26 protein-coding genes, 1 tRNA gene and 1 pseudogene are annotated in these 21,635 nt (G+C 64.7%); 17 read left to right on the forward strand and 11 right to left on the reverse strand.

Features of this window, described 5'->3' with window-relative positions; all coding sequences use genetic code 11:
- Positions 1-517: 517 nt before the first annotated feature.
- The 3 genes from BFE01S_RS35555 (at position 518) to BFE01S_RS35565 (ending at position 4,310) form a co-directional block, all read left to right on the forward strand.
- On the forward strand, positions 518-2,104 hold the full coding sequence (locus BFE01S_RS35555; protein WP_028229571.1) for a mannose-1-phosphate guanylyltransferase/mannose-6-phosphate isomerase: 1,587 nt from the start codon (positions 518-520) through the stop codon (positions 2,102-2,104).
- A gap of 390 nt (positions 2,105-2,494) precedes the next feature.
- A complete protein-coding gene (locus BFE01S_RS35560; protein ID WP_028229572.1) occupies positions 2,495-3,217 on the forward strand; it encodes a FadR/GntR family transcriptional regulator in 723 nt (240 codons plus the stop codon).
- A 115-nt stretch (positions 3,218-3,332) separates the two neighbouring features.
- Positions 3,333-4,310: a Gfo/Idh/MocA family protein gene (locus BFE01S_RS35565; protein WP_028229573.1), complete on the forward strand. Its 978-nt coding sequence runs from the start codon at positions 3,333-3,335 to the stop codon at positions 4,308-4,310.
- 41 nt (positions 4,311-4,351) lie between these two features.
- Here BFE01S_RS35565 and BFE01S_RS35570 read toward each other — a convergent pair whose 3' ends face one another.
- The 8 genes and pseudogenes from BFE01S_RS35570 to BFE01S_RS43750 form a co-directional block, all read right to left on the reverse strand.
- Positions 4,352-5,011: an amino acid ABC transporter permease gene (locus tag BFE01S_RS35570; RefSeq protein WP_028229574.1), complete on the reverse strand. Its 660-nt coding sequence runs from the start codon at positions 5,009-5,011 to the stop codon at positions 4,352-4,354.
- Between the two features lie 205 nt (positions 5,012-5,216).
- Positions 5,217-6,020: a cystine ABC transporter substrate-binding protein gene (locus BFE01S_RS35575; RefSeq protein WP_028229575.1), complete on the reverse strand. Its 804-nt coding sequence runs from the start codon at positions 6,018-6,020 to the stop codon at positions 5,217-5,219.
- A 68-nt stretch (positions 6,021-6,088) separates the two neighbouring features.
- Entirely contained in the window at positions 6,089-7,123 is a 1,035-nt protein-coding gene (locus BFE01S_RS35580; RefSeq protein ID WP_028229576.1) for a quinone-dependent dihydroorotate dehydrogenase, read from the reverse strand.
- 158 nt (positions 7,124-7,281) lie between these two features.
- On the reverse strand, positions 7,282-8,070 hold the full coding sequence (locus BFE01S_RS35585) for an arginyltransferase (protein WP_028229577.1): 789 nt from the start codon (positions 8,068-8,070) through the stop codon (positions 7,282-7,284).
- Between the two features lie 192 nt (positions 8,071-8,262).
- Positions 8,263-9,015, reverse strand: coding sequence for a leucyl/phenylalanyl-tRNA--protein transferase (aat, locus tag BFE01S_RS35590; protein ID WP_028229578.1), 753 nt, complete (start codon positions 9,013-9,015; stop codon positions 8,263-8,265).
- 17 nt (positions 9,016-9,032) lie between these two features.
- Entirely contained in the window at positions 9,033-9,578 is a 546-nt protein-coding gene (locus BFE01S_RS35595; protein ID WP_028229579.1) for an NUDIX hydrolase, read from the reverse strand.
- A 119-nt stretch (positions 9,579-9,697) separates the two neighbouring features.
- Entirely contained in the window at positions 9,698-9,985 is a 288-nt protein-coding gene (locus tag BFE01S_RS45265) for a contact-dependent growth inhibition system immunity protein (protein ID WP_028229580.1), read from the reverse strand.
- 43 nt (positions 9,986-10,028) lie between these two features.
- A pseudogene (locus BFE01S_RS43750) lies at positions 10,029-10,463 on the reverse strand (RNase A-like domain-containing protein); the annotation flags it as partial.
- A gap of 314 nt (positions 10,464-10,777) precedes the next feature.
- Here BFE01S_RS43750 and BFE01S_RS44860 point away from each other — a divergent pair.
- From BFE01S_RS44860 to BFE01S_RS44865, 4 genes are all read left to right on the forward strand, one after another.
- The gene (locus BFE01S_RS44860) at positions 10,778-11,536 is read left to right on the forward strand and encodes a hypothetical protein (RefSeq protein ID WP_156967273.1); all 759 of its coding nucleotides are present in this window, start codon (positions 10,778-10,780) and stop codon (positions 11,534-11,536) included.
- A complete protein-coding gene (locus tag BFE01S_RS41510) occupies positions 11,536-11,796 on the forward strand; it encodes a hypothetical protein (protein WP_156967274.1) in 261 nt (86 codons plus the stop codon). Before BFE01S_RS44860 ends, BFE01S_RS41510 begins: the two co-directional genes overlap by 1 nt.
- A gap of 377 nt (positions 11,797-12,173) precedes the next feature.
- Positions 12,174-12,518: a hypothetical protein gene (locus BFE01S_RS35620; RefSeq protein ID WP_052421081.1), complete on the forward strand. Its 345-nt coding sequence runs from the start codon at positions 12,174-12,176 to the stop codon at positions 12,516-12,518.
- Positions 12,515-12,793, forward strand: a complete 279-nt coding sequence (locus BFE01S_RS44865) for a hypothetical protein (protein WP_156967275.1) — start codon at positions 12,515-12,517, stop codon at positions 12,791-12,793. The genes BFE01S_RS35620 and BFE01S_RS44865 overlap by 4 nt, the downstream gene beginning before the upstream one ends.
- A gap of 300 nt (positions 12,794-13,093) precedes the next feature.
- Here BFE01S_RS44865 and BFE01S_RS35625 read toward each other — a convergent pair.
- A tRNA-Met gene (locus BFE01S_RS35625) sits at positions 13,094-13,170 on the reverse strand.
- A 219-nt stretch (positions 13,171-13,389) separates the two neighbouring features.
- Here BFE01S_RS35625 and BFE01S_RS35630 point away from each other — a divergent pair.
- Both BFE01S_RS35630 and BFE01S_RS35635 read left to right on the forward strand, forming a co-directional pair.
- On the forward strand, positions 13,390-13,887 hold the full coding sequence (locus BFE01S_RS35630) for a heme-degrading domain-containing protein (protein ID WP_028229582.1): 498 nt from the start codon (positions 13,390-13,392) through the stop codon (positions 13,885-13,887).
- 10 nt (positions 13,888-13,897) lie between these two features.
- Positions 13,898-14,230: a DMT family transporter gene (locus BFE01S_RS35635; RefSeq protein ID WP_407668261.1), complete on the forward strand. Its 333-nt coding sequence runs from the start codon at positions 13,898-13,900 to the stop codon at positions 14,228-14,230.
- A 92-nt stretch (positions 14,231-14,322) separates the two neighbouring features.
- Here the strand turns inward: BFE01S_RS35635 and BFE01S_RS35640 are convergent, their stop codons facing one another.
- A complete protein-coding gene (locus BFE01S_RS35640) occupies positions 14,323-14,538 on the reverse strand; it encodes a hypothetical protein (RefSeq protein WP_028229584.1) in 216 nt (71 codons plus the stop codon).
- Between the two features lie 290 nt (positions 14,539-14,828).
- Between BFE01S_RS35640 and BFE01S_RS35645 the strand changes: the two genes are divergently transcribed.
- The 3 genes from BFE01S_RS35645 (at position 14,829) to BFE01S_RS35655 (ending at position 17,146) form a co-directional block, all read left to right on the forward strand.
- Complete coding sequence (locus tag BFE01S_RS35645) at positions 14,829-15,113, forward strand: DUF1488 family protein (RefSeq protein ID WP_028229585.1); 285 nt, start codon at positions 14,829-14,831, stop codon at positions 15,111-15,113.
- Between the two features lie 121 nt (positions 15,114-15,234).
- Entirely contained in the window at positions 15,235-15,891 is a 657-nt protein-coding gene (locus BFE01S_RS41515) for a TetR/AcrR family transcriptional regulator (RefSeq protein ID WP_084170426.1), read from the forward strand.
- A gap of 97 nt (positions 15,892-15,988) precedes the next feature.
- Positions 15,989-17,146: an enoyl-CoA hydratase/isomerase family protein gene (locus BFE01S_RS35655; RefSeq protein WP_028229586.1), complete on the forward strand. Its 1,158-nt coding sequence runs from the start codon at positions 15,989-15,991 to the stop codon at positions 17,144-17,146.
- Positions 17,147-17,224: 78 nt separating this feature from the next.
- Here BFE01S_RS35655 and BFE01S_RS35660 read toward each other — a convergent pair whose 3' ends face one another.
- Complete coding sequence (locus BFE01S_RS35660; protein WP_028229587.1) at positions 17,225-17,650, reverse strand: hypothetical protein; 426 nt, start codon at positions 17,648-17,650, stop codon at positions 17,225-17,227.
- A gap of 346 nt (positions 17,651-17,996) precedes the next feature.
- Between BFE01S_RS35660 and ssuD the strand changes: the two genes are divergently transcribed.
- From ssuD to BFE01S_RS35685, 5 genes are read left to right on the forward strand one after another with little or no spacing between them, the layout of a single operon-like run.
- Complete coding sequence (gene ssuD, locus BFE01S_RS35665; protein WP_028229588.1) at positions 17,997-19,154, forward strand: FMNH2-dependent alkanesulfonate monooxygenase; 1,158 nt, start codon at positions 17,997-17,999, stop codon at positions 19,152-19,154.
- Positions 19,155-19,192: 38 nt separating this feature from the next.
- Positions 19,193-20,032 (forward strand): aliphatic sulfonate ABC transporter permease SsuC, encoded by an 840-nt coding sequence (ssuC, locus tag BFE01S_RS35670; RefSeq protein WP_028229589.1) that lies wholly within the window; start codon positions 19,193-19,195, stop codon positions 20,030-20,032.
- Entirely contained in the window at positions 20,029-20,988 is a 960-nt protein-coding gene (locus BFE01S_RS41520; RefSeq protein WP_042339887.1) for an ATP-binding cassette domain-containing protein, read from the forward strand. Before ssuC ends, BFE01S_RS41520 begins: the two co-directional genes overlap by 4 nt.
- A gap of 44 nt (positions 20,989-21,032) precedes the next feature.
- Positions 21,033-21,248 (forward strand): TOBE domain-containing protein, encoded by a 216-nt coding sequence (locus tag BFE01S_RS35680; RefSeq protein WP_028229590.1) that lies wholly within the window; start codon positions 21,033-21,035, stop codon positions 21,246-21,248.
- A gap of 51 nt (positions 21,249-21,299) precedes the next feature.
- Entirely contained in the window at positions 21,300-21,539 is a 240-nt protein-coding gene (locus BFE01S_RS35685) for a hypothetical protein (RefSeq protein ID WP_028229591.1), read from the forward strand.
- Positions 21,540-21,635 lie beyond the last annotated feature (96 nt).

Below are 21,635 nucleotides of genomic sequence, written 5' to 3' on the forward strand. Positions count from 1 at the left end.
CGGGGTGACGGACCGGGAAAACCCACCGTTTTTGTTTCACTTCTGCACGATGGTTTTTGCCCTCCAGGATCATGTCCGATGAATTTTAATGGGGCTAACAGTTTGATTCATATGCGTTATCCCATGCTGGAACGGCCGTGTACGAAGTTGACTCCAGACTGAAACATGCCCGGGGCCTGTTTCGCGCCGCAGCACGGTTTCACAGCAGGGCCCCGGCGGAAACGATACAGAACTGATGCATCGCACCCCGTGTGTCCGGAAACGTTCGGCTCGTGAAACATCGGGGGGTAACGCCGCGTCACGTTACGCGGATGAACCAAGCGGCCGTGCGTGCCCCGCGGGCGGGCCGCCGCGCCGGATTGCCGGGCCGCTCGTGAAACAGCGCACGATCAGTGTGTGTATGCGCACAGAGTCGCCCTTCGAGGTTTGCTCCAATGATGGCCAAAGCGGGTGCGGCGCCGTCCTGAACGACGCAGTGCGGCATGCGCAACCGGACCTTTTCTCGGGAGTAGCGCGCATGAACCAGTTGGTGCCGCCCGCGGACCTGATTGCCGCGGCAAGCGAAATCGAATCGGCGCTCGTCGTGCAGCCCGTGGTATTGGCGGGTGGCTCGGGAACGCGCCTGTGGCCGCTGTCGCGCGAACACTGCCCCAAGCAGTTGATCGAATTGCTCGACGGCGAATCGTTGCTCGAGGCAACGGTGAGGCGCCTCGACGGCGTGTTTGCCAACGCGCAGGCGGCCGGCGCTGCCGGCGTGCAGCCGGTGTTCAAGGTTGCGCCGCTCGTGGTGAGCAGCGAGGAACTGCATTTCATGACCGTCGATCGCCTTGCGCGCGGCGGTCTTGCCGCGCGCGTGGTGCTCGAGCCGGTGGCGCGTAATACGGCGCCCGCCCTGACGGTCGCGGCGCTTGCGGCACAGGCCGCAGCCGCCCAGATGCCGCAGCGGCCGATGGGTGCGGCGGCGATCGACGACGACCCCGTGCTCGTCGCCATGCCGGCCGATCATCTGATCGCCGATCGCACCGCGTTTGCCGGGGCGCTGGAGCGAGCGGTGGCGTACGCGGCGCGTGGCGCGATTGTCACGCTCGGCGTGCCGCCGCAGCGTGCGGAGACGGGCTTCGGCTATATCGGCGCGGGCCGCGTGCTCGATGCCGATGGCGCGCGCATGATCGAGCGCTTCGTCGAAAAGCCCAATGCCGAACTGGCGGTGCACTACGTTGCCTCTGGCGATTTCCTCTGGAACAGCGGCATCTTCGTGGTCCGCGCTTCCGTGTGGCTCGCGGCCATCGCGCATGCGCGTCCCGAAATCGCCGTGCGCTGTGCCGAAGCCTTCGAATGCGCGAGGCTCGATGCCGAGGGCACTGTCCATCTCGAAGCGGCGGCGCTGGCCGCCTGTCCTTCCGATTCGATCGATTACGCGGTGATGGAATCGATCGGCGCCGATGCGCGTCTTGCCGGTGTGGTGGTGCCGTTCGTCGCGGGCTGGTCCGATGTCGGGGCCTGGGATGCCGTGTGGCAGGTTTCGAACAAGGACACGAACGGCAACGTCGCCCGCGGGCGCGTGCTGTTCGAGGACGTGAGCGATACCTTCGCGCACTCGGACGGCCGCCTCGTGGCCTGCGTGGGCGTGCACGGCGTGGTGGTGGTCGAAACCGCGGACGCGGTGCTCGTTGCCGCCAAGGACCGCGTACAGGATGTGAAAGCGATAGTCGGCAAACTGAAAGCGCAGAGCGGCGACGAGGCCCGCAATCATCGCCGGGTGGAACGGCCGTGGGGCTGCTACGACTCGGTCGATCGCGGCGAGCGTTTTCAGGTCAAGCGCATTGTGGTGAAACCGGGCGGCCGGCTGTCGTTGCAGATGCATCACCACCGCGCGGAACACTGGATCGTTGTGCGCGGAACAGCACGCGTCACGCGCGGCGAGGACGTGTTCCTGCTGGCGGAAAACGAGTCCACCTATATCCCGTTAGGCGTGAAGCACCGCCTCGAGAACCCTGGGATCACGCCGCTCGAAATCATCGAGGTGCAGTCGGGCGGCTATCTCGGCGAGGACGACATCGTGCGCTTCGACGATCAGTATGGCCGCGTGCAGGCGCCACGTTAAGAGACATCCGAAGGCATTCAGCCATGCATATGCACGGCTGAACGCCGACGGCAGCGGGCAGCGGTGGAGGCTGAAGCGATAAAGGTTCAAGCGGTTCAAGCGGTTTCAGGCGGCGAGGGGCAAGCCGTCATCGCGTACCGGTGTGCGAACCGCCAGAAAGCCAGACGTAAAGAGCTGGCGCGGCGGCAAACCCTGGGCAATCCGAAGAGTCCAGGAGACACCAGGCAGTCCCGATTGCACGTCGGCACGCGCAGTACACGTCAGGAGATATCCTGGGTGGCGGGATATGCAACGAGCATGCAACGTACAACATAAATTTCGACGACGCACGAGGGCCCGCAGTAACACGCAATGTGGGGCGACAACGCCGGATCGGGGGGGGGGAATGTCATGGAACTTGGGAACAAGGAACGCTCGCTGGTGAGCAAGGTGATGGATGGCCTGATCGCCGGCATTGTGGAAGACCGTTATGGGGCAGTGCTGCCGCCCCAGGATGTGCTCTCGAAGGAGTTCGACGTGAGCCGCACGGTGATGCGCGAAGCGCTCTCCATGCTGCTCGCGCGGCACATGCTCGACGTGCGCCCGAAGATCGGCACGCGCATACGGCCCATGCACGACTGGCGCATGATCGACGAAGACGTCGTGAGCTGGCGCTTTCGCGCGCGGCCCGACAAGATTTTCCTGCGCGACGTGATCGAATTTCGCGCGCTGATCGAGCCTGCCGCCTGTGGGCTCGCGGCCACGCGTGCGAGCGCCGCCGACATCGCCGGTATACGCGACGCGTATGAGGCGCTCCGCCAGACGAGCCCGGGCGACGTCGGCTGCCAGGCTGCCGATGTGCTCCTGCATACGCGCATCCTCGCCGCGAGCGGCAACCAGTTCTATCAGCAGATGGCGGCCATCATCCGCGGCGCGCTGTCACTCGTGAATCCGATCCTCAATGAGCGCTCGGATGGCTGGGAGAACATCGTGCGCGCGCATGGCCGCATCGTCGATGCGATCGAGCGCCGCGAAGCGAAAGAGGCGGAAGCCGCCGCCGCCGCGATGATCGAGTTCACTGCCGAGGAACTGCAGCGCGCGCTCGCCGCGCCCGAAGCGCTCGCGCAACGCTAGCTGGCGCGCGGCTGAAGCCGACGGCGCCGCACGCCGCACGCCGCGCGGCCGCCGTTGCGGCATCGCGTGCGAGCGGGTATCGTGCCTGTCTTTACGCAGACGGAGCACGCAGCGCATGAGCGGGACTGAAACGATTCGTTGGGGCATCGTGGGCGCGGGCCGCATTGCGCGGCGCTTCGCGCAGGGCGTGGCGCACGTGGGGGGCGCACGCATCGGCGCGGTATGGTCGCGGCGCGCAGAAACCGCGGCGGCGCTTGCACAGGAATGCGCCGCCGTTACCAGCCCGAGCTTCGAAGCGCTGCTTGCAAGCGGTGTCGATGCCGTCTATATCGCCACGCTTCAGGACAGTCACGCCGATTATGCATGCGCCGCGCTCGAAGCCGGCTTGCCCGTGCTGTGCGAAAAACCCGCCACCGTGAATGCCGCGCAGCTCGAGCGCGTGCTCGACACCGTGCACGCGGCGCAGCGCCTCTTCATGGAGGCGATGAAGCCGCCTTTCTATCCCCTCTACCGCGCGCTGCGCGCGCATCTCGCGACCGATCCCATCGGCGAGATCGGCCTCGTTAGAGCGGGCTGCTCCGTGGCCAACGTGAGCGCCGATCATCCCGCGTTCTCCTTCGAGCATGCGGGCGGCGCCTTGCTCGATATCGGCGTGTACGAGATGTTTCTCGCGGTGGACTGGCTGGGTGCGCCGCTCGACGTGCAGACGCTGGGCCGCCTCGGGCCGACCGGCGTGGATACGTTTGCAAGCCTCAATAGCCGGCACGAGCGAGGCATCGCGCAACTGTTCTGCGGGCTCGACCTGCATGGCCGCGGCGACGCGTTGCTCGCCGGGCCGCTCGGCCACGTGACGATACACGAGAACTGGTGGAATCCGGTTCGCGCGACGATTCGTTATGCAGACGGTCGCACGGTGGAACTGGACGAACCCTTCGAAGGCGGCGGCCTCAACTACGAGACCGCGCACTTCTGCGAATTGCTGCGCACGGGGGCGCTCGAAAGCCCGGTGATGACGCATGCGCACTCGCGCCGCATGATCGCGATGGCCGATGCGGCGCGCGCCGCGCTCGGCCTGCGCTTTGCCTGCGAGTGAGCGCCGCTTGCGATGCTTGTGACGCTTGCGACGTTCGGCGCCTAGTGCCGGGAGGGCAGCGCAAGACGCTTTTCGAACCAGTGCTGCACCCATTCCAGCACCTGGCACAGCACCCAGTACACGGCCGCGGCGGCGAGATAGAGCGGCAGCGGCTGATAGGTCGAGGCGATGATTTCCTGCGCGCTGCGCAGCAGCTCCGTCACGGTGATGACCGAGACGAGCGAGGTGTCCTTGATAAGGCTGATGAGGCTGTTCGAGAGACTCGGCACGGCAATGCGCAGCGCTTGCGGTGCGATCACGTAGCGCAGCGTCTGCTGCCGCGAGAGGCCGAGACTGTAGGCCGCGAGCCACTGGCCGCGATGAATGCCGAGTATCGCGCCGCGCATGCTTTCGGAGAGATACGCCGCTACGTTGGCCGATAGCGCGATCACGCCGGCCGGCGTGGGATCGAGCGAGATGCCGATGCTCGGGAGTCCGTAGTACACCACGAAGATCTGCACGAGCAGCGGCGTGCCGCGCATGAGGCTCACATAGACCCGCGCGATTTTCGGCAGCACGGGGTTCGTGCTGATGCCCATGAGCGCGAGCACGACGCCGCCGGCCAGGCCGAAGATCATCGAGAGCACGGCGAACTTGACCGTCAGCACCGCGCCCTGCGCGAGCACTGGCAGCGACTGGAGGAGGAGCGTAGTGATGGGCATGGGCGTGGGAAGTGAGGTTCAGGGCGCCCGCGCACGCTGCGGACGATCCAGAAAGAGGTGACGGGCGATTCAGCGGCGTTACCCGGAGGTGTGATTCAAGGGCATTCACTCAAAGACAAGGGGCGGCATCGTGCGATGCCGCCCCGCGCGTCAGGCTCAGGCCGGGCTTCCGGGCCGATGGGTCACCGAACGGCGCACCCGCGGCTTACTGCGCCGGCGCCACCGGCTTGCTCACGTCGATGCCGAACCACTTCTCGGAAATCTTCGTGAACGTGCCGTCGGCTTCGAGCTGGGTCATGGCGTCGTCGATGGCCTTCGCGAACTGCGGATTGCCCTTCTTGAACGGAATCGCCGACGGGTTGCCGTTGCCGACGATCGCGCCCGTGCGCAGCGGCAATGGCGAGTTCTTCAGCAGGTAGGCGAGCATGAGGCGGTCGTTGAGCGCGGCGTCCAGACGGCCGGCCGCGAGATCGCGCAGATATTCGGGCGCGCCCGGGTAGGTCTTCACGTCGATGCCCGGCACCGATTTCGCCATGTCCATGTAGTTGGTGCCGAGACCCACGCCGAGCTTCTTGCCCTTGAGGTCCTCGAGCGACTTGAACTGGCGCGTGTCGTCCTTGCGCTGGATGAGCTGCGCGGCCGAGTACGTGTAGGCCGGCGAGAAGTCGAGCACCGCCTTGCGCTGGTCGGTGACACCCACCTGGTTCACGATCACGTCGAACTTGCCGGCCTGCAGGCCCGCGATGATGCCGCTCCATTCGGTCGTGATGAATTCGGGCTTCACGCCGAGCTTTGCGGCTACCGCCTTGGCGATATCCACGTCGTAGCCGACGAGCTGGCCGTCGGGCGCCTTCGAATTGAACGGCGGGAACGTGCCTTCCATACCGATGCGCAGGGTGCCGCGCGCCTTGACCTGGTCGAGCAGGTCGTCGGCGTGGGCGCTGGCCGAGACAAAGGCCGTGCCGATCAGCGCGGCTGCAAGGAGTTTTTTCAGCAGGGCGAGTTTCATCGTTTTCCTCTTGTAGTGCTACCTGTCGTTCTGCGGGTATGACCCATGGCTAGCGTGAAACTATAGCTTCAGGCGCGGCTGGCGGCCAGTGCGCGCGCGCATTCGGCCACGAGCGCGGGACCGCGATAGATGAAGCCCGTGTAGAGCTGCACGAGCGAGGCGCCGGCCTCGATCTTCGCGCGCGCGTCCTCGCCCGAGAAAATGCCGCCCACGCCGATGATGGGCACATCGCTGCCCAGTTCGGCGCGCAGCTTGCGGATCACCGCATTCGACGCTTCGAACACGGGGCGCCCCGAGAGTCCGCCGGTTTCGTCCGCGTTCGGCATGCCTTGCACGGCCGCGCGCGAGAGCGTGGTGTTGGTGGCGATCACGCCTTCGAACTGATGGCGCAGCACCGTATCGGCGATTTCCTTGATCTGCTCGTCGTCGAGGTCGGGGGCGATCTTCAGCGCGAGCGGCACGAGCTTGCCGTGCAGGTCGGCGAGGCGCTGCTGCTTGTCCTTGAGCGCCGCGAGCAGCGCGTCGAGCTCGCCCGCGCCTTGCAACTGGCGCAGATTCTTCGTGTTCGGCGAGGAGATGTTGATCGTCACGTAGCTCGCGAACGGATAGACGCGTTCGAGGCAGAAGAGATAGTCGTCGGCGGCGCGCTCGATGGGCGTATCGGCGTTCTTGCCGATGTTCAGGCCGAGGACGCCGCGATAGCGCGCGGCCTGCACGTTCTTCACGAACTGCTCCACGCCCTGGTTATTGAAGCCCATGCGGTTGATGATGCCGCCCGCCTGCGGCAGCCGGAAAATGCGCGGGCGCGGGTTGCCCGGCTGCGGACGCGGCGTGACGGTGCCCACCTCGATAAAGCCGAAGCCGAGCGCGGCGAAGCCGTCGATCGCCGCGCCGTCCTTGTCGAGTCCCGCCGCGAGGCCCACGGGATTGCTGAACGTGAGGCCCATCACCGTGCGCGGCGAATCGGGCACGCGCGAGGCGAGCAGGCCTGCCATGCCGGTACGGCCGGCGGCGCCGATGGCGCGCAGCGTCATGTGGTGGACGTCTTCCGCGTCGAGGCGAAAGAGCTGGTCGCGCAGAATCGGGTAGAGGGAACTGAACACGGGAGGAGGGCGCGGCGGCCGGAAAATGGGAACCCGCTATTTTACCGGCTTTGGGCGGCCCGGCGGCCGCGCTTCCCGGCATGGCGGCCGGTATGGTGCCTGGCGCCCTGCGGGCGCCTCGTGCCGCGTCGCCCCGCAGCGGGGCCGTCCATCGCGGGTCAGGCGCGGCTCGGGCCCTGATTGGCGAGCGCCGGGTCCAGCGCTTTCCAGACGCCGTCGAAAAGCCCCTCGAGCGGCCGGAACCGTGCCTTGTACGCCATCTTGGGGCTTTCGCGGATCCAGTAGCCGAGATAGACGTAAGGCAACTGAAGGCTGCGAGCCTGCTCGATCTGCCACAGGATGTTGTAGGTGCCGTAGCTGGTGTGGGGGGCGTCGGGTTCGAAGAAGGTATAGACCGAGGAGAGCCCGTCGCCCAGGATGTCGATCATGCTCACCATGCGCAGCGTGCCGCTGCCTTCGGGGTCCTTGGGGTCGCGCTCGCGAAACTCCACGAGGCGCGAGTTGATGCGGCTTTGCAGGAGGAACTGCTCGTACTGGTCGCGGCTGTCGCGGTCCATGCCGCCGCCCGCGTGGCGTGCCGACTGGTAGCGCATGTAGAGCGCGTAGTGCGTTTCGTCGTAATGCAGCGGCGCGACCGTGGCGACGAGCTCGCCGTGCTGCTTCCAGACGCGGCGCTGCGTGCGGTTGGGCGAGAAGGCCGCCACCGGCACGCGCACGGGCACGCAGGCGCGGCAGCCGTCGCAATAGGGGCGGTACGTGAAAACACCCGAGCGCCGGAAGCCCGCCTTCACCAGATCGGTGTACACGTCGGAGTTGATCAGATGGCTGGGCGTGGCCACCTGCGAGCGCGCGATGCGCCCCTCCAGATAGCTGCAGGGGTAGGGCGCCGTTGCATAGAATTGCAGCGCGGAAAGCGGTGAAAGCGGCAGCTCGTTCGGATGCGTCACGTTGGCAGCTCTCGTAGCAGTTCGGATCGTCGCCGTCGTGCGCCGGGCGTTGCGCCCAGCCGCTCAGGCGACGTGTTCTGCATTCAGTCTAACATCGAGCCCGAACCGGAATCTATGGGTTTGAAAGGCGCCGCAACACGCGCGCCACGCCCGCCGGGCGCGGCCGAGGGGTGCAGGCGCGAGTGCAGGCGCTCAGGCCACGGACACCGCGCCCGGGCGGCTCACCAGATCGGCGAGAACCTGCTTGTCGAAGCGCCAGGGAATGCGCGCGGCATCGACCGTCGTGCGCAGATGGGCGATGAAGGCCTTGCGCGCGATCTCGTGGCCGCCGAGCGAGGCGAGGTGCGACGTGTTCTGCTGGCAGTCGATCAGCGCGACGCCGTGGCGCCGCAGATGGGCGACGAGTGCCGCCAGCGCGATCTTGGAGGCGTCCGTGACCGAGGCGAACATCGATTCGCCGAAGAACATCGTGCCGAGCGAAACGCCGTACAGGCCGCCCACGCGCTCGCCGTTGCGCCAGGTCTCGATGCTGTGCGCATCGCCGACGCGGTGCAGGGACGAATAGGCGTCGATCACGTCGCCCGTGATCCAGGTGCCGCGTTGCCCGTGGCGGGGGGCGTTCGCGCAGGCGCGCATCACGCCGGCGAAGTCGTGATCGACGCGGATCTCCCACGCCTCGTCGCGCAGCACGTGCTTGAGCGTTTTCCTGAGCGACGGCGAGACCTTGAACTCGTCGGGCCGCAGGATCATGCGAGGATCGGGGCTCCACCAGAGCACGGGCTGGCCGTCCGAATACCACGGGAAAATGCCGTGCCGATAGGCGTCGATGAGACGCGAGGGCAGCAGGTCGGCGCTGGCGGCGAGCAGCCCCGGCGCGCCGCTCGATGCGCCGAGCGCACGTTCGACGCCGGGAAACGGGTCTTCGGGCCCGAGCCAGGGAACCATCGGGGGACGGGAGCAGGTCAGCCGTCGCGCAGCGAGCGCAGCACGTCGCCGGTATGCAGGCCGTAGCTGCCCGACTGGCGGTCGGCGAAGAAAAAGCGCAGGGTCTGCCCGACCGTGGGGAACGCAATCTCGTCCCACGGAATTTCGTGCTCCTCGAAGAGCCGCACTTCGAGGCTCTCTTCGCCCGCGGCGATGTCGAGGTCGAGCAGGCGCGCGAGATAGAACAGATGGACCTGATGCACGCGCGGCACGTTCAGCAGCGAGAAAAGGTTCTGCACCTCGACGCGCGCACCGGCCTCTTCGAGCGTTTCGCGCGAGGCGGCTTCGGCGGTCGTCTCGCCCATTTCCATGAAACCGGCGGGCAGCGTCCAGTAGCCGTAGCGCGGCTCGATGGCGCGGCGGCACAGCAGCACCTTGTCTTCCCACACGGGAACGGTGCCCACCACATTGCGCGGATTCTGGTAGTGCACGGTGCCGCAGGCCGAGCAGACGTAGCGTTCGCGATTGTCGCCGGGCGGCACGAGCAGGCTGACGGCCTGCCCGCAGATCGAGCAGAATTTCATGGGCACGATTGGGGGAAGAGTCATGCGAGTGTATCACCGTGCGGCGTCGGGCCGGGAGGGGCGCGCGGCCAGGGCGGGTTGTGGGGAGGGATCTGTACGTGCGGTTTGGGTCGGGGCGACTAGTTGCTCAGGAGCCGCCGTATTTCGTCGAGGTATGAGGCGGTTGTGTAGCCGCGACCCTCAGGACGAAACCCTCGCCTGAACGGTTTAAATGCTGCCTCCAGATCGTCAGGATGTTCCTTCCTGAACGAATCCATTTCGCGAATCAAGTTTTCATAGTGATAAGGACTGTCTTTTTTGTAGCAGGCGACTATTTCGGGAACCGTTGCTCCGAACAGGTCGAAGTCCTGGCCGAAGTAGATAGTAAATAGATGGTCCATTTCCGGATAGCGTTCTGATGGACTCATTTCTCTCCTTTATCCAAGGTAAGCTGTAAGGATGTAATACGGCAGTAATGCTGGCCGCACGTGCGGCCTTGATCGAGCCGGAGAAGCCGAACGGCACGGCCAGATCGATCGACAGGCCGATACTGTTTGCCATGTCCGTGCTGGCATTCATCGCCTTGGCCAGCTTTGCCGTGCCCACCTGAGTCAACGTAAGGGTGTCGCGCCCGGTCCAGACCTGACGCAAGCCCGCTGCCGCCGTATCAGAACCCTGTGCGCCGAACACCACGCCCCCGGCCTTGCTGGCCCTCGTCGGCTCCGGCAGTACGCAGAGCGCTGCCGCGCCGACCATTTCCAGCACTCCGCCGACAACCTGCAAGCCACCCCATAGCTGGTTGGAAAGCATTTCGGAGTGGCTAATAGACCGACGGGCCAGTACGGCGGCGAGTTGCGGAGCGCTCAGGACCACTCGCACGCCGTCTGGAACCTGCTGGTATGACATCTGAAATGTTCCCCCGATCGTGATGGTTGCCACTCTATCAATCAGCTTCTATCTCTGAAATGGGCGATGGATGATTTCTGCGCCGAGTCGGTCAACTGCTCAGAGACGACAAGCCTTGATGAAGCACGTCTCGCGAATACATATCGCCGCGCTTAAGTGTTAGGAGTGTTTAGAAAATGTTAAATATAGATAGCTTTATCCGGTGCGTATGTTTTTTTCCAGAATTCAGATTTGAACTATTGAAATAAGCGAGGCTCAGGGGTAGCTTCGAAGAAGAGCAGGACATCCAGTTTGTCAACCTAATGTGAGGTGGAGTGTCAGTACTTTTATTTGGTGCGCGCAATTCCGACCGCGATGAGAGAAAGCACAAACGCGTTGACTGGCGAAGTGCCAGCGATTCGATTTACCTGCATGTCAGTTCGCCGCATATGTTCGATGTGGAGCGGTGGTTTCATTCTGCGTTGGTGGCCAGCACGCCACGCGAGGCGCGCGAAGACCTGGTCGCAGGCATGAAGGAAGCCCGCGCAGCATGGCTGCACCAGAATCCCCCTTCTGAACTGCTATCCCATGGTTCGCATGACCTTCGTGCCGTACTGGGACGGAGCGAAGCACGCTTCGACATGCGCAGGATGAACGATCTTCAGGTCGCTCGCGCCGTGTATGACGAGATTCACGCCGGACGTTTGATCTTTGTGCCTGAGCGCGGGGAAATGCGTCAGTGTGTGCAAGCCATCAAGGAATGGCGGCAAAAAGAACGACCGCTGGGGCCTGCGCGTCAACAGTTGCCAACCGCGGCGAATCCGAGGCGGGCGCTTCACGACAATGGTCTGCACGTGGCGCAGAATCTCGGCAGGGCGAAGCCATTCGAGTACCGGCCAGACGTATTGACCGGGGAGCCGGGAGACCTTGCCGCGCGCGGCGTGAGTGACGAGGAAGAGACAGAATGCTTCGCATGGTACGAGCGCGACATGGATGAATGTACAGCCTATCGAATGGCAATGGGCGGACAACGGTTTATGGACGAATGCTCGCAGAGGGCATTTGAAAACTACCAGCTATGTAGGGGCTATTAATGGTAAATCACCCGGAAAGGCGTTGTGTTGTGGTTATGTGGTCTGAGGAAAAGCAGGCCCTGATCTCGTACACGCTGGACGTGGAAAAAGTCGCAGCGGTAACTTCTCGAATGTTCCCGCTTGAACTGCCAATTGCTGACTACAACAATTCGCTTGATGATGAATTCGCGCGTCGATTTGGCGGTGCAACGCTTAACCTTCTCGCGTTATCAAACCCTGAACTAAAGCCGCACATCAAGTTTACGCAGGCTGATGGCTGATGTGCCAAGGAAATGCCGATTCAATCACCTTGACCATAACCCGCAAACTCGGCCGGAGGCGTTGGAGGACGAGGCTCATGGAGCAGATACATAGCGGTGCAGCGGTAGAGCCGCGTTGCGAAAGCGGAAGATGCGGGCAAGAAGCGAATGACCAGATGTCAGCACTGCCTGGGCGAGGTGGAGAAGGTTGTATTTTGCTCGCGTTTGCTGTCGGCGATCGAGTCGTCTATCGAAGGGGTAAGCGGTGCACTCGCTGATTGGTCTTGAGCCATGTATTGCGATGCGCGCCCATCGGAGCGTCCGGAAATTGCGCGCCAGCATCGATAATAAGCAACGCTGTATGGCGTATTAATCGGTGATTCTATGGTCGAGTTGCGATGAATGAGCTAAAAGATTACGTTTATTTCCATGATTGGGAATTGGATGCCATCGGAGTTTCGGACGCCAAAGAATTGATTATTTCCATGCACTACGAAAGTAAACGTGCCGTAGCGTTTTTTTCCGGTGTAAGCCGCTGTGCGTTGGAGCATTTTGGGATGACAAATATTATTTACGAAATGAAAATTATAAGACCCGGGGAAGCGAATTATGAAAGAGCAATTGCCATGCTTGCAAAAAGCGAGGGGCAATCGAAGGCGCGGGGACGGCAAATCGCTTTGCTTTCCGCCACTGCCGGTGTGGAGCTAGCGGTTGAATTCGATGCCATCAGGCTAACATCTTGATCCATTTCTTCAAAGCATCGCACTGGTCACGCTTGTCGATCGAATTGTGCCTTTGCGTTTCTGCTGCTCCGACATTTACAGTTCCCCAGGAGAAAAGTGCGTTAGCCGTGCGTAACGACGAAGCCGGAAAGCGGCTTCGTTCGCAGACCTCCTGGACATCAGGTGAGATTTGCCCCCAATTCAATGCGGTAAATCCGAATTTTGGTGACAAATTTGACTTCCGGGAGCGCCAAAGCCAAACAGCGAGGCGGCTTGCGTTCGAAGTGCAGGCATGACCGCTATGCACTCGCTGAACTCAGCGCGCTAACAGCGGAAGAGCGGTACTTGTCAAAGGATCAAGCGACAAGAGAAAACGTGGGGCGGGCGATTGCCTGTATCCGGAGAAGCCTCATCGGCAGACGGGACGCATAGAGCCGCTCAGAGGCGAGGGCGCAAACGATAGGGGAAAAGGAAAACTACGGGATGCCGCAAGGGCGCCCAGATCGACAGACAACAAAAAACCCGCTCCAGGCGGGTTTCAGTTTCGTGCCAGCTACGCAGAGCTAGAAGCTGCATGCGATTGGCCTATTCGATAGTGGTTGCGGGGGTAGGATTTGAACCTACGACCTTCGGGTTATGAGCCCGACGAGCTGCCAGACTGCTCCACCCCGCGTCCGTCGAAGAAAAGATTATAGCGCGTCGTCTTTCACATTGCAACAGCGAATGACGAACCGCCTTCGAACCGTTTGCAGGACGCTTGCCGGCGCCCTCGGGCTAGAATCAGGGACCAGGCAGGGGACGAAGCAAGAGACCCGCTGGGAACCCCGCAGGGCTCCCGTGGCGGACTTGACTGAACCCCGCAAGCACCTTCATCTTCTACCGTTTTGCCCATATGGATATCGCACAGGATCTGCAATCGATCGCCGCGCAGGAAGCGGCACTGGTCTTTCCCCGTTTCGACGCCGCCCGCGCATGGGCGCTGGGTTCGCACCTGCACGAGCTTGCACGCGAGCGCGCGCTCGCCGTCGTCATCGACGTGCGCACCTTCGGCCAGCCGCTCTTTTTTAGCGCGCTCGACGGCACGACGCCCGACAACGTCGACTGGGTGCGCCGAAAGTCGCGGGTCGTCGAGCATTTCCGCCGCAGCTCCTATGCCATCGGTTTGCGCATGCAGCAGGCCGGCACGACGCTCGCGGAAAAGCACGGGCTGCCCGTGACCGACTTCGCGCCGCACGGCGGCGCGTTTCCGCTCGCCGTTGCCGGGGCGGGCGTGATCGGTTCCGTCACGGTGTCGGGGCTGCCGCAGCGCGCGGATCACGAACTCGTCATCGAGGCGCTGTGCGCCCAGCTCGGTGCGGACTACGGCCAGCTTACGCTCGCGAGGGCGTAAGACGATGCGGCTGACTCCCTGGACCTGGCTTGTCATCGCCATCGTCGCGGAGGTGATCGCCACTTCCGCACTGCGTGCCTCGAACGGTTTTACGCGGCTTGTGCCCTCGACCATCGTCGTGCTGGGCTATGGACTCGCGTTTTACGGGCTTTCGCTCACGCTGCGCAGTATTCCTGTCGGGATCGTCTATGCAGTGTGGTCGGGCGTGGGCATCGTGCTCATCACGCTGGTGGCCATGGCGCTGTATCGCCAGATACCCGATCTGCCCGCCGTGCTCGGCCTTGGCCTGATCGTGGCCGGCGTGGTCGTGCTCAACCTGTTCTCGAAGATGCAGGCGCACTGAAAGCGGCGCGCTCGCTGCATCGACCGCGACTCCAGCGGTTACCGCATCTGCCGTACTTGTCGTCACTGCGGTGACTGTGGTGCCTGCGGTGCCTATCGGGCCGCAGGCGGCACGATGCGGATGCCCGCTGCGGCCACGGTGCCGCGGCTCGTTTCGCCTTCGGGCGTCGCTGCGTCTTCCCACAGGCTGATCGCCCGCGCGACGTCGATGCCGTGCTCCTCCGCGTAGCGGAACCAGCGGTTTGCGGCTTGTGGCTCGGGCGTTTCCCGCTCGTCGATGAAATAGTGGCCGGTGAGCTGTGAGTTCATGGTGTGCGAAAACGTGTGCATCGAAAGAGGAGACGGGCGCCCGGCCGTGTCCGGTTATGCCCGGTTGTGCCCGGTCATTGGCAAGCGCAAGTGTTGCAGGGTCCGGGGGCATTCGTCCACCTTCCCCGCACGCCCTGTGCCTCATGCACGTACACAGGCACGCACGTACACAGGCACACAGGTACGCACGCGCGTTCGCGACGTGGCGGCGGCGCGAAGCGTAACATGTGCGGGCCCTCCCGCCGTTCGCCGGCGCGGTTCTTCCGACCAATCGTCCCATGAGGCTGGAGATGGACATCCGCTTTCTTTCCGACGCGCCGGTCTATCGGGATTCCAATCTGACCATTGTGTTTGCGGCACTCGTCGATGGTGCCCGCGTGCCGTGCGCAATCTCCGTGGAGGCGCTCGAGGACCACTTCGGCGCGCGGGCTTCGAACCGCGCCGCGTCGATGGAGGCCTTCGACGCGGCCCGCACCCGTATCGAACAGGTAGCGCGCACCCATCTGGAACTCAGCAACGGCACGCCCGTTTTGCTCAAGAGCGGGCACTTCCCGCCGGGGCGGCTCGTCTCGTAGCGCGCTATGAGAGGGCGATTCCCCGTGAGGCTTCGCGCGCGAAGCGCGGCTTGGGCACGCGTTCGTCTCGACTTTTAAGCGCCCGGCCGCGACAATCGCCGGAATGGGACGCACCGAACGAATGGGACAGGCACCGGGCCGGGCACACGGCGGCCGGGTAGGCGAGGCCGAGCGGCCGGCATTGCGGCAGGCGCAGCGCGGACGCATCCTGGATGCCGCGCGGCGCATCGTGATCCGCGACGGCCTCGCGGCGCTCTCCATGCGCAAGATTGCCGATGCGATTGGTTATTCGCCGGCTTCTCTCTACCTCTACTTCGAAAACCGCGACGAGATTGCGCGAGCGCTCGGCGACGAAGGCTACGCGCAGTTGCTCGAGGCGCTCGATCCTGCCGCGCAGGTTGTCGATCCGGCGGCGCGCCTGCGCGCGCTCGCGCAGGCCTATGTTGCGTTCGGCCAGGCGCAGCCGGAGACGTATCGCCTCGTTTTCGTCGATGTGCCGACGCTGCCGCAACGAGAGGCCGGCGCGCAGCCGGATGCCGAACCCGTGCTGCGCGTATTCGCCGGGGCGCTTGCCGCGCTCGGGCGCGCGGACGATGCGCCCCATGCCGCCGCGCTATGGGCGACGCTGCATGGCATCGTGATGCTTGCGCTCACGCGAGCCGGATTTGCCGGCCCTTCACTTGAGCCGGTGGTCGAGGCGGCGCTGAAGGCGTGGCTCGGTACGTCGGCTGCCGGGCGCAAGCGCGCCGCGAAGCGAACCCGGGCAGCATCGACGTGATAGGCTCGGCACGGTAGCCATTTTCGTTCCGGCAGCGCGCGCGAGGTGGCGTCTTTTCAGTGTGCTTGCACGTTCGTTTCCTATCATTTCGATTGCCATGTCACAGCAAACCTCCGGCACTTCAGCCGATGTCGCTGCTGGCCAGCAGGTCGTCACTCGCGTAGCGAATCGCATCGGCTTCATCGAGCTCGAACGCCCCCAGGCGCTCAATGCACTCTCGACCGCCATGGTCGATGCGATGCTCGATGCACTCGAACGCTGGCGCGACGATGCCGATGTGATCGCCGTGGTCGTGCGCTCGCGCCACGCGCGCGCGTTCTGCGCGGGCGGCGATATCCGTTTTCTTTATCGGTCGTATTGTGCTGGCGATCAGGCCGCGCTCGATACGTTCTTTATCGACGAATACCGCCTCAATCACGCGATCTTCACCTACCCGAAGCCCTATATCGCGTTCATGAACGGCGTGGTGATGGGCGGCGGCATGGGGATCTCGCAGGGTGCGCACCGCACAGGCGGTGTGCGCGTGGTGGGGGCATCCACGCACCTTGCCATGCCCGAAACGCGCATCGGCCTCTTTCCCGACGTGGGCATGGGCTGGTTTCTCGCCCGCACGCCGGGCGCCCTTGGGCGCTATATGGCCGTGACCGGCGAGGCAATCGACGCCGCTTCGGCGCTCTACGCCGGCCTAGCCGACGTGTATCTCGACGAGCGCGCGTGGCCCGCGCTGATCGATGCGCTGGAAACCGAACCCTTCACGACGGGCGAGGGCGTGGTCGCGCGCATCCGGCGCGAAGCGGCCGCGGGGGATGAGGCGCCGCCGCACGCCGGCGCTTCGGCGCTGGCCGAGGCGCGCGGCTGGATCGATCGCCATTTTTCGCTGCTGGACGTGCCTGCCATACTCGCCTCGCTCGAAGCGGTGCAGCGCGAGGCGCAAGGGCCCGAGTCCGAATGGGCCGAGCAGTCCGTGGGGGTGTTGCGCGAGCGTTCGCCGCTTTCGATGGCGGTGTCGCTGGAGGTGGTTTCGCGTGCCGACGGGACGATGGCGGACGTGCTGCGGCGCGATCTGGATCTCACGCGTTCGAGCTTCGCGCAGGGCGATGTGATGGAGGGCATACGCGCGCGCATCGTCGACAAGGACAATCACCCGCACTGGCGCTTCGAGCGCATCGAGGAGGTCTCGCGCGCGGACGTGGAGCGGATGTTCGAGAGCCCTTGGCCGGCGTCGAGCCATCCGCTGCACGATTTGAAGGGGTAACTTCGTGGGGTAGCGTCGGGGGCGTAACGTCGCGGGGGCAACTTCGAAGCGCTGACTTCGAAGGCCCAACCGGGCGGATCAGTCGTCGATCGTTTCGCTCATGAACGCGCGCATAAACACGAGCGCGCCCCAGCCCCATACCGCATTCGAGGCGAAGCCCTGCGCGAGCCGCGGCAGCATGTTGCCGCTCGGCCAGATGCCGCGCAGCGGATCGACCACGAACACCATCGCGGCCGTGAGCACGAGGCCGCCGAACACGAAAGCCTGGATCCACGGTGCGGGCCGCACGGGCGACACGCGCAGGAGCCACGCCATCGGCACCGCCCACAGCGCACTCCAGATCGCATTCACGAGAAACTCGGGCAGGCCGAAGGGCAGGAACGGTTCGGTCGAAAAGCCCGTTGCGTCGATGACCTGGGCAGCATGCAGGAGCGCCAGCGTGGCCTCGCGAAAGAAAAGCGAGGCGAGAAAGCCGGACAGAAACGGCAGGATCAGTTTTTGCATTTAACTTTGAAAGGCGAGAGTGCGTGAGCCTCGGCATGGGGCGCGCAAAAGAGCGTTGAAGGCGGTGCCTGTTTCGGCGCACCGCGCGGCCTGCCGGGCTTTTTGTCGGTGTGCGCCATTATATCGGCGTCGCGCTCCTGCGGTTGCGCTCTCGTATGTTAAAGCGTCGGGCTAATCACGAAAGTGGAAAACCTAAGCTTTAAAAAATCGTTCAAAAGCGTAGCCCCCCTCCCTAGACTGATTCCCCATGAAGAAAGACGGCCCCCCGCCGTCGGCGGGCGAGCGCGCATTGCCGTTGCGCGTCCCCGTTCAGCCCGTTCTCGTCTCGCATCCGCAGGAGCTATGCATGAATGTGTTCTGGTTCATCCCGACCCATGGCGACAGCCGTTATCTGGGCACGTCCGAGGGCGCGCGCGCCGCTGACCTCGCATACTTCCAGCAAGTCGCCATCGCCGCCGATACGCTGGGCTACGAAGGCGTCCTGCTGCCGACGGGCCGTTCGTGCGAAGACGCCTGGGTTGTCGCATCGAGCCTGATCGCCGCCACGCGGCGCCTGAAATTTCTTGTTGCGATCCGTCCGGGTCTCTCGTCGCCGGGTCTTTCGGCACGCATGGCCGCCACCTTCGACCGGCTGTCGAACGGGCGCCTGCTCATCAACGTCGTGACGGGCGGCGACTCGGCTGAGCTCGAAGGCGACGGTCTCTTCGTCGATCACGACACGCGCTATGAAATCACCGACGAATTCCTGCATATCTGGCGCAAGCTGCTTGCCGCTTCGCACACGAACGAAGCGATCGATTTCGACGGCAAGCATCTGGGCTCGAAGGGCGGCAAGGCGCTCTATCCGCCGGTGCAGCATCCGCATCCGCCGCTGTGGTTCGGGGGCTCGTCGCCCGCCGCGCACGACATGGCGGGCGAGCATATCGACACCTATCTCACCTGGGGCGAACCGCCCGAGGCCGTGGCGAAGAAGATCGCCGACATTCGCCAGCGCGCAGCCGCGCATGGCCGCACGATCCGCTTCGGCGTCCGTCTGCACGTGATCGTGCGCGAAACGGAAGAGGAAGCGTGGGCCGACGCCGAACGCCTCATCAGCCGGCTCGACGACGAAACCATTGCCCGCGCGCAGAGCGCATTCGGCAAGATGGATTCGGAAGGCCAGCGCCGCATGGCCGCGCTGCACGGCGGCAAGCGCGGCACGCGCAAGGAACTCGAGGTTTATCCGAACCTCTGGGCCGGCGTGGGTCTCGTGCGCGGCGGCGCGGGCACGGCGCTCGTCGGCAATCCGGAACAGGTGGCGGCCCGCATGAAGGAGTACGCGGACCTCGGCATCGAGACGTTCATTCTCTCCGGCTATCCGCATCTTGAGGAATCCTACCGGTTTGCCGAACTGGTATTCCCGCTGCTGCCCGGGCATCAGGCGAAGAGCACGAACGGCCCGCTTTCCGGGCCGTTCGGCGAGGTGGTGGGCAACCAGTATCTGCCGCGGGCGAGCGCGAGCTGAGCGCCGGCACGCACTGAACCGCTCGGGGAGAGGATGCGATGAGTCAATCCGCTGTTGCTGCGGTCGCCGTGCCGCGTGAAAAGCGACCATTCGGCCCGCTGTTGCGCGCCGTGTTTGCGAGGCTTGCGCCCTGGATCGTGCCGCTCGCGATACTCGCGGCATGGGAGCTGGCCGCGCGCACCGGCACATTGTCGTCGCGCGTGCTGCCCGAGCCGCTGGCGGTTTTCAAGGCCGCCTGGGGCCTCATCCAGTCGGGCGAGATGTGGCAGGACGTGCGCGTGAGCACCTGGCGCGCGCTGGCGGGCTTCGCCATCGGCGGGGGCTGCGGCCTGATCCTCGGGCTCGCGACCGGGCTCTTCAAGCCCGTCGAGATCGCGCTCGACTCGACGGTGCAGATGATCCGCAACATCCCCGCGCTCGCGATGATTCCGCTCGTGATCCTGTGGTTCGGCATCGAAGAGGAGGCCAAGCTTTTCCTCGTCGCGCTGGGCGTGTTCTTCCCGATGTACGTGAACACCTTCCACGGTATTCGCTCCGTCGACGCCAATCTCGTGGAGATGGCGCGCAGCTACGGGCTCAAGGGCTTCGCGCTCTATCGCGACGTGATCCTGCCGGGCGCGTTGCCGTCGATTCTCGTCGGCGTGCGCTTTGCGCTCGGGCTCATGTGGGTGACGCTGATCGTCGCCGAAACGATCTCCGCGCAATCGGGTATCGGCTACATGACGATGAATGCGCGCGAATTCCTGCAAACCGATGTGGTGGTGGTCGGCATCCTGCTGTACGCGCTGCTCGGCAAGCTGGCGGACGTGCTCGCCAAGGCCCTCGAGCGTGCTGCGCTGCGCTGGCACCCCGCGTATCAAACCGGGAGCGACGCATGAGCGGGACGACGCTTGCACCGAACTATGCCGGCATTGCGGGCCGCGACCTGCAGGCCGAAATCGAGGCGCAGCAGCAGCGCGAGCGCGGCGCACCCGGCGAATCCGCTGAACCGGCCGGGTGGCGCGAGCGTGGCCGCCGCGCGCCCCCGCCGCACGATGCGGCGCCCGTCACGCTGCTGCGCAGCGGCCCGCGTGCCGCCGATCCGGCGGTCGAGTTGCGCGGCGTAGGCAAGCGCTACGGCGAGCGCGTGGTGCTCGACGGCTTCGATCTGTCGATCGAGCGCGGCAGCTTTGTTTCGATCGTTGGCCGCAGCGGCTGCGGCAAGTCCACGCTGTTGCGTCTCGTGGCCGGGCTCGAGGCGCCGGATGCAGGCGAGCTGATCCGCAAGGGCGCGGGGGGCGCGCCGCTCGCTACGCGCATCATGTTCCAGGACGCCCGTCTGCTGCCGTGGAAGACCGTGCTGCAGAACGTGATGCTGGGCCTTGGCCGCAGCGCCCGCGAGGACGCGCGCGCCGTGCTCGACGAAGTAGGTCTGCTCGCCCGCGCGGACGAGTGGCCGGCGCGCCTTTCCGGCGGCCAGCGCCAGCGTGTGGCGCTCGCGCGTGCGCTGGTGCATCGGCCGAGCCTGCTGCTGCTGGACGAACCGCTGGGCGCGCTCGACGCGCTCACGCGCATCGAAATGCATGCGCTGATCGAACGCCTGTGGCGCGAGCATCGCTTTACCGCGCTGCTGGTCACGCACGACGTGCACGAAGCCGTGGCGCTGGGCGATCGCATCCTGCTCGTGGAAGCGGGGCAGATCGCGCTGGACGAAGCGGTGCCGCTCGGACGGCCGCGCGAGCGCGCCGATGCGCGCTTTGCCGAACTGGAAGCGCGCGTGCTCGATCGCGTGCTGGGCCGCGAGCCCGAAGTCCCGGCCCTGCGGCTTGCCGCCGACGTCCGCTGGGCATTCTGAATGTTTTCTCCCGCAGTTCCCTTCGAATCTTTGGAGCCGACTTTATGAGCATTTCCGCCATCAACGTGCGCAACCAGTTTCGCGGCAAGGTCAAGGAGATCATCCGTGGACCGGTGGTATCCGAGGTCGATGTGGATACGCCGTTTGGCGTGGTCACGTCGGTCATCACAACGCGCTCGATCGACGAACTCGATCTCAAGGTGGGCTCGGAGGTCGTGGCGCTCGTGAAGTCGACCGAGGTCTCGATCGCGAGGCTGTAACGCGTCCGGAAGTGCTACGATGATCCGGCCAGCCACGACGGAGGACGGATCATGGAGCCGAAGGGCCCCGACATGGGCGACTACCAGGAGCGCTACAAGGACTTCGATATCGAAGTGGCGGTCGAACAGGTGCTCACGGGCGTGAAAGCGCACTTTCGCGTGTTGCGCGGCGACACCGTGGTGAAGGACTGGCAGCTCGTGCACATCGACCGTCTCTGGTCCACCGAGCAGGCGGCGGCGCAGGCGGGATTCGCGGCGGCGCGGGTGTGGGTGGATGGGCAGTCGGCCTAGCCGCATCGAACGCCGCCGGGCCGCTTCAACCGTCATCGCCGGCATTGCCCCGATCTTTCCGACGCCGCGCCTCGGAACGTGCCCGACGCGCACGCA

It is taken from the genome of Paraburkholderia ferrariae NBRC 106233 (assembly GCF_000685035.1).
Classification (GTDB): Bacteria; Pseudomonadota; Gammaproteobacteria; order Burkholderiales; family Burkholderiaceae; genus Paraburkholderia; species Paraburkholderia ferrariae.

Coding starts and splice junctions, on each gene's coding strand:
- BFE01S_RS35555 (WP_028229571.1), top strand. CDS start 518: ATGAACCAGTTGGTGCCGCCCGCGGACCTGATTGCCGCGGCAAGCGAA.
- BFE01S_RS35560 (WP_028229572.1), top strand. CDS start 2,495: ATGGAACTTGGGAACAAGGAACGCTCGCTGGTGAGCAAGGTGATGGAT.
- BFE01S_RS35565 (WP_028229573.1), top strand. CDS start 3,333: ATGAGCGGGACTGAAACGATTCGTTGGGGCATCGTGGGCGCGGGCCGC.
- BFE01S_RS35570 (WP_028229574.1), bottom strand. CDS start 5,011: ATGCCCATCACTACGCTCCTCCTCCAGTCGCTGCCAGTGCTCGCGCAG.
- BFE01S_RS35575 (WP_028229575.1), bottom strand. CDS start 6,020: ATGAAACTCGCCCTGCTGAAAAAACTCCTTGCAGCCGCGCTGATCGGC.
- aat (WP_028229578.1), bottom strand. CDS start 9,015: ATGGTTCCCTGGCTCGGGCCCGAAGACCCGTTTCCCGGCGTCGAACGT.
- BFE01S_RS35595 (WP_028229579.1), bottom strand. CDS start 9,578: ATGAAATTCTGCTCGATCTGCGGGCAGGCCGTCAGCCTGCTCGTGCCG.
- BFE01S_RS45265 (WP_028229580.1), bottom strand. CDS start 9,985: ATGAGTCCATCAGAACGCTATCCGGAAATGGACCATCTATTTACTATC.
- BFE01S_RS41510 (WP_156967274.1), top strand. CDS start 11,536: ATGGTAAATCACCCGGAAAGGCGTTGTGTTGTGGTTATGTGGTCTGAG.
- BFE01S_RS35620 (WP_052421081.1), top strand. CDS start 12,174: ATGAATGAGCTAAAAGATTACGTTTATTTCCATGATTGGGAATTGGAT.
- BFE01S_RS35630 (WP_028229582.1), top strand. CDS start 13,390: ATGGATATCGCACAGGATCTGCAATCGATCGCCGCGCAGGAAGCGGCA.
- BFE01S_RS35640 (WP_028229584.1), bottom strand. CDS start 14,538: ATGAACTCACAGCTCACCGGCCACTATTTCATCGACGAGCGGGAAACG.
- BFE01S_RS35645 (WP_028229585.1), top strand. CDS start 14,829: ATGGACATCCGCTTTCTTTCCGACGCGCCGGTCTATCGGGATTCCAAT.
- BFE01S_RS41515 (WP_084170426.1), top strand. CDS start 15,235: ATGGGACAGGCACCGGGCCGGGCACACGGCGGCCGGGTAGGCGAGGCC.
- BFE01S_RS35655 (WP_028229586.1), top strand. CDS start 15,989: ATGTCACAGCAAACCTCCGGCACTTCAGCCGATGTCGCTGCTGGCCAG.
- BFE01S_RS35660 (WP_028229587.1), bottom strand. CDS start 17,650: ATGCAAAAACTGATCCTGCCGTTTCTGTCCGGCTTTCTCGCCTCGCTT.
- ssuD (WP_028229588.1), top strand. CDS start 17,997: ATGAATGTGTTCTGGTTCATCCCGACCCATGGCGACAGCCGTTATCTG.
- ssuC (WP_028229589.1), top strand. CDS start 19,193: ATGAGTCAATCCGCTGTTGCTGCGGTCGCCGTGCCGCGTGAAAAGCGA.
- BFE01S_RS41520 (WP_042339887.1), top strand. CDS start 20,029: ATGAGCGGGACGACGCTTGCACCGAACTATGCCGGCATTGCGGGCCGC.
- BFE01S_RS35680 (WP_028229590.1), top strand. CDS start 21,033: ATGAGCATTTCCGCCATCAACGTGCGCAACCAGTTTCGCGGCAAGGTC.
- BFE01S_RS35685 (WP_028229591.1), top strand. CDS start 21,300: ATGGAGCCGAAGGGCCCCGACATGGGCGACTACCAGGAGCGCTACAAG.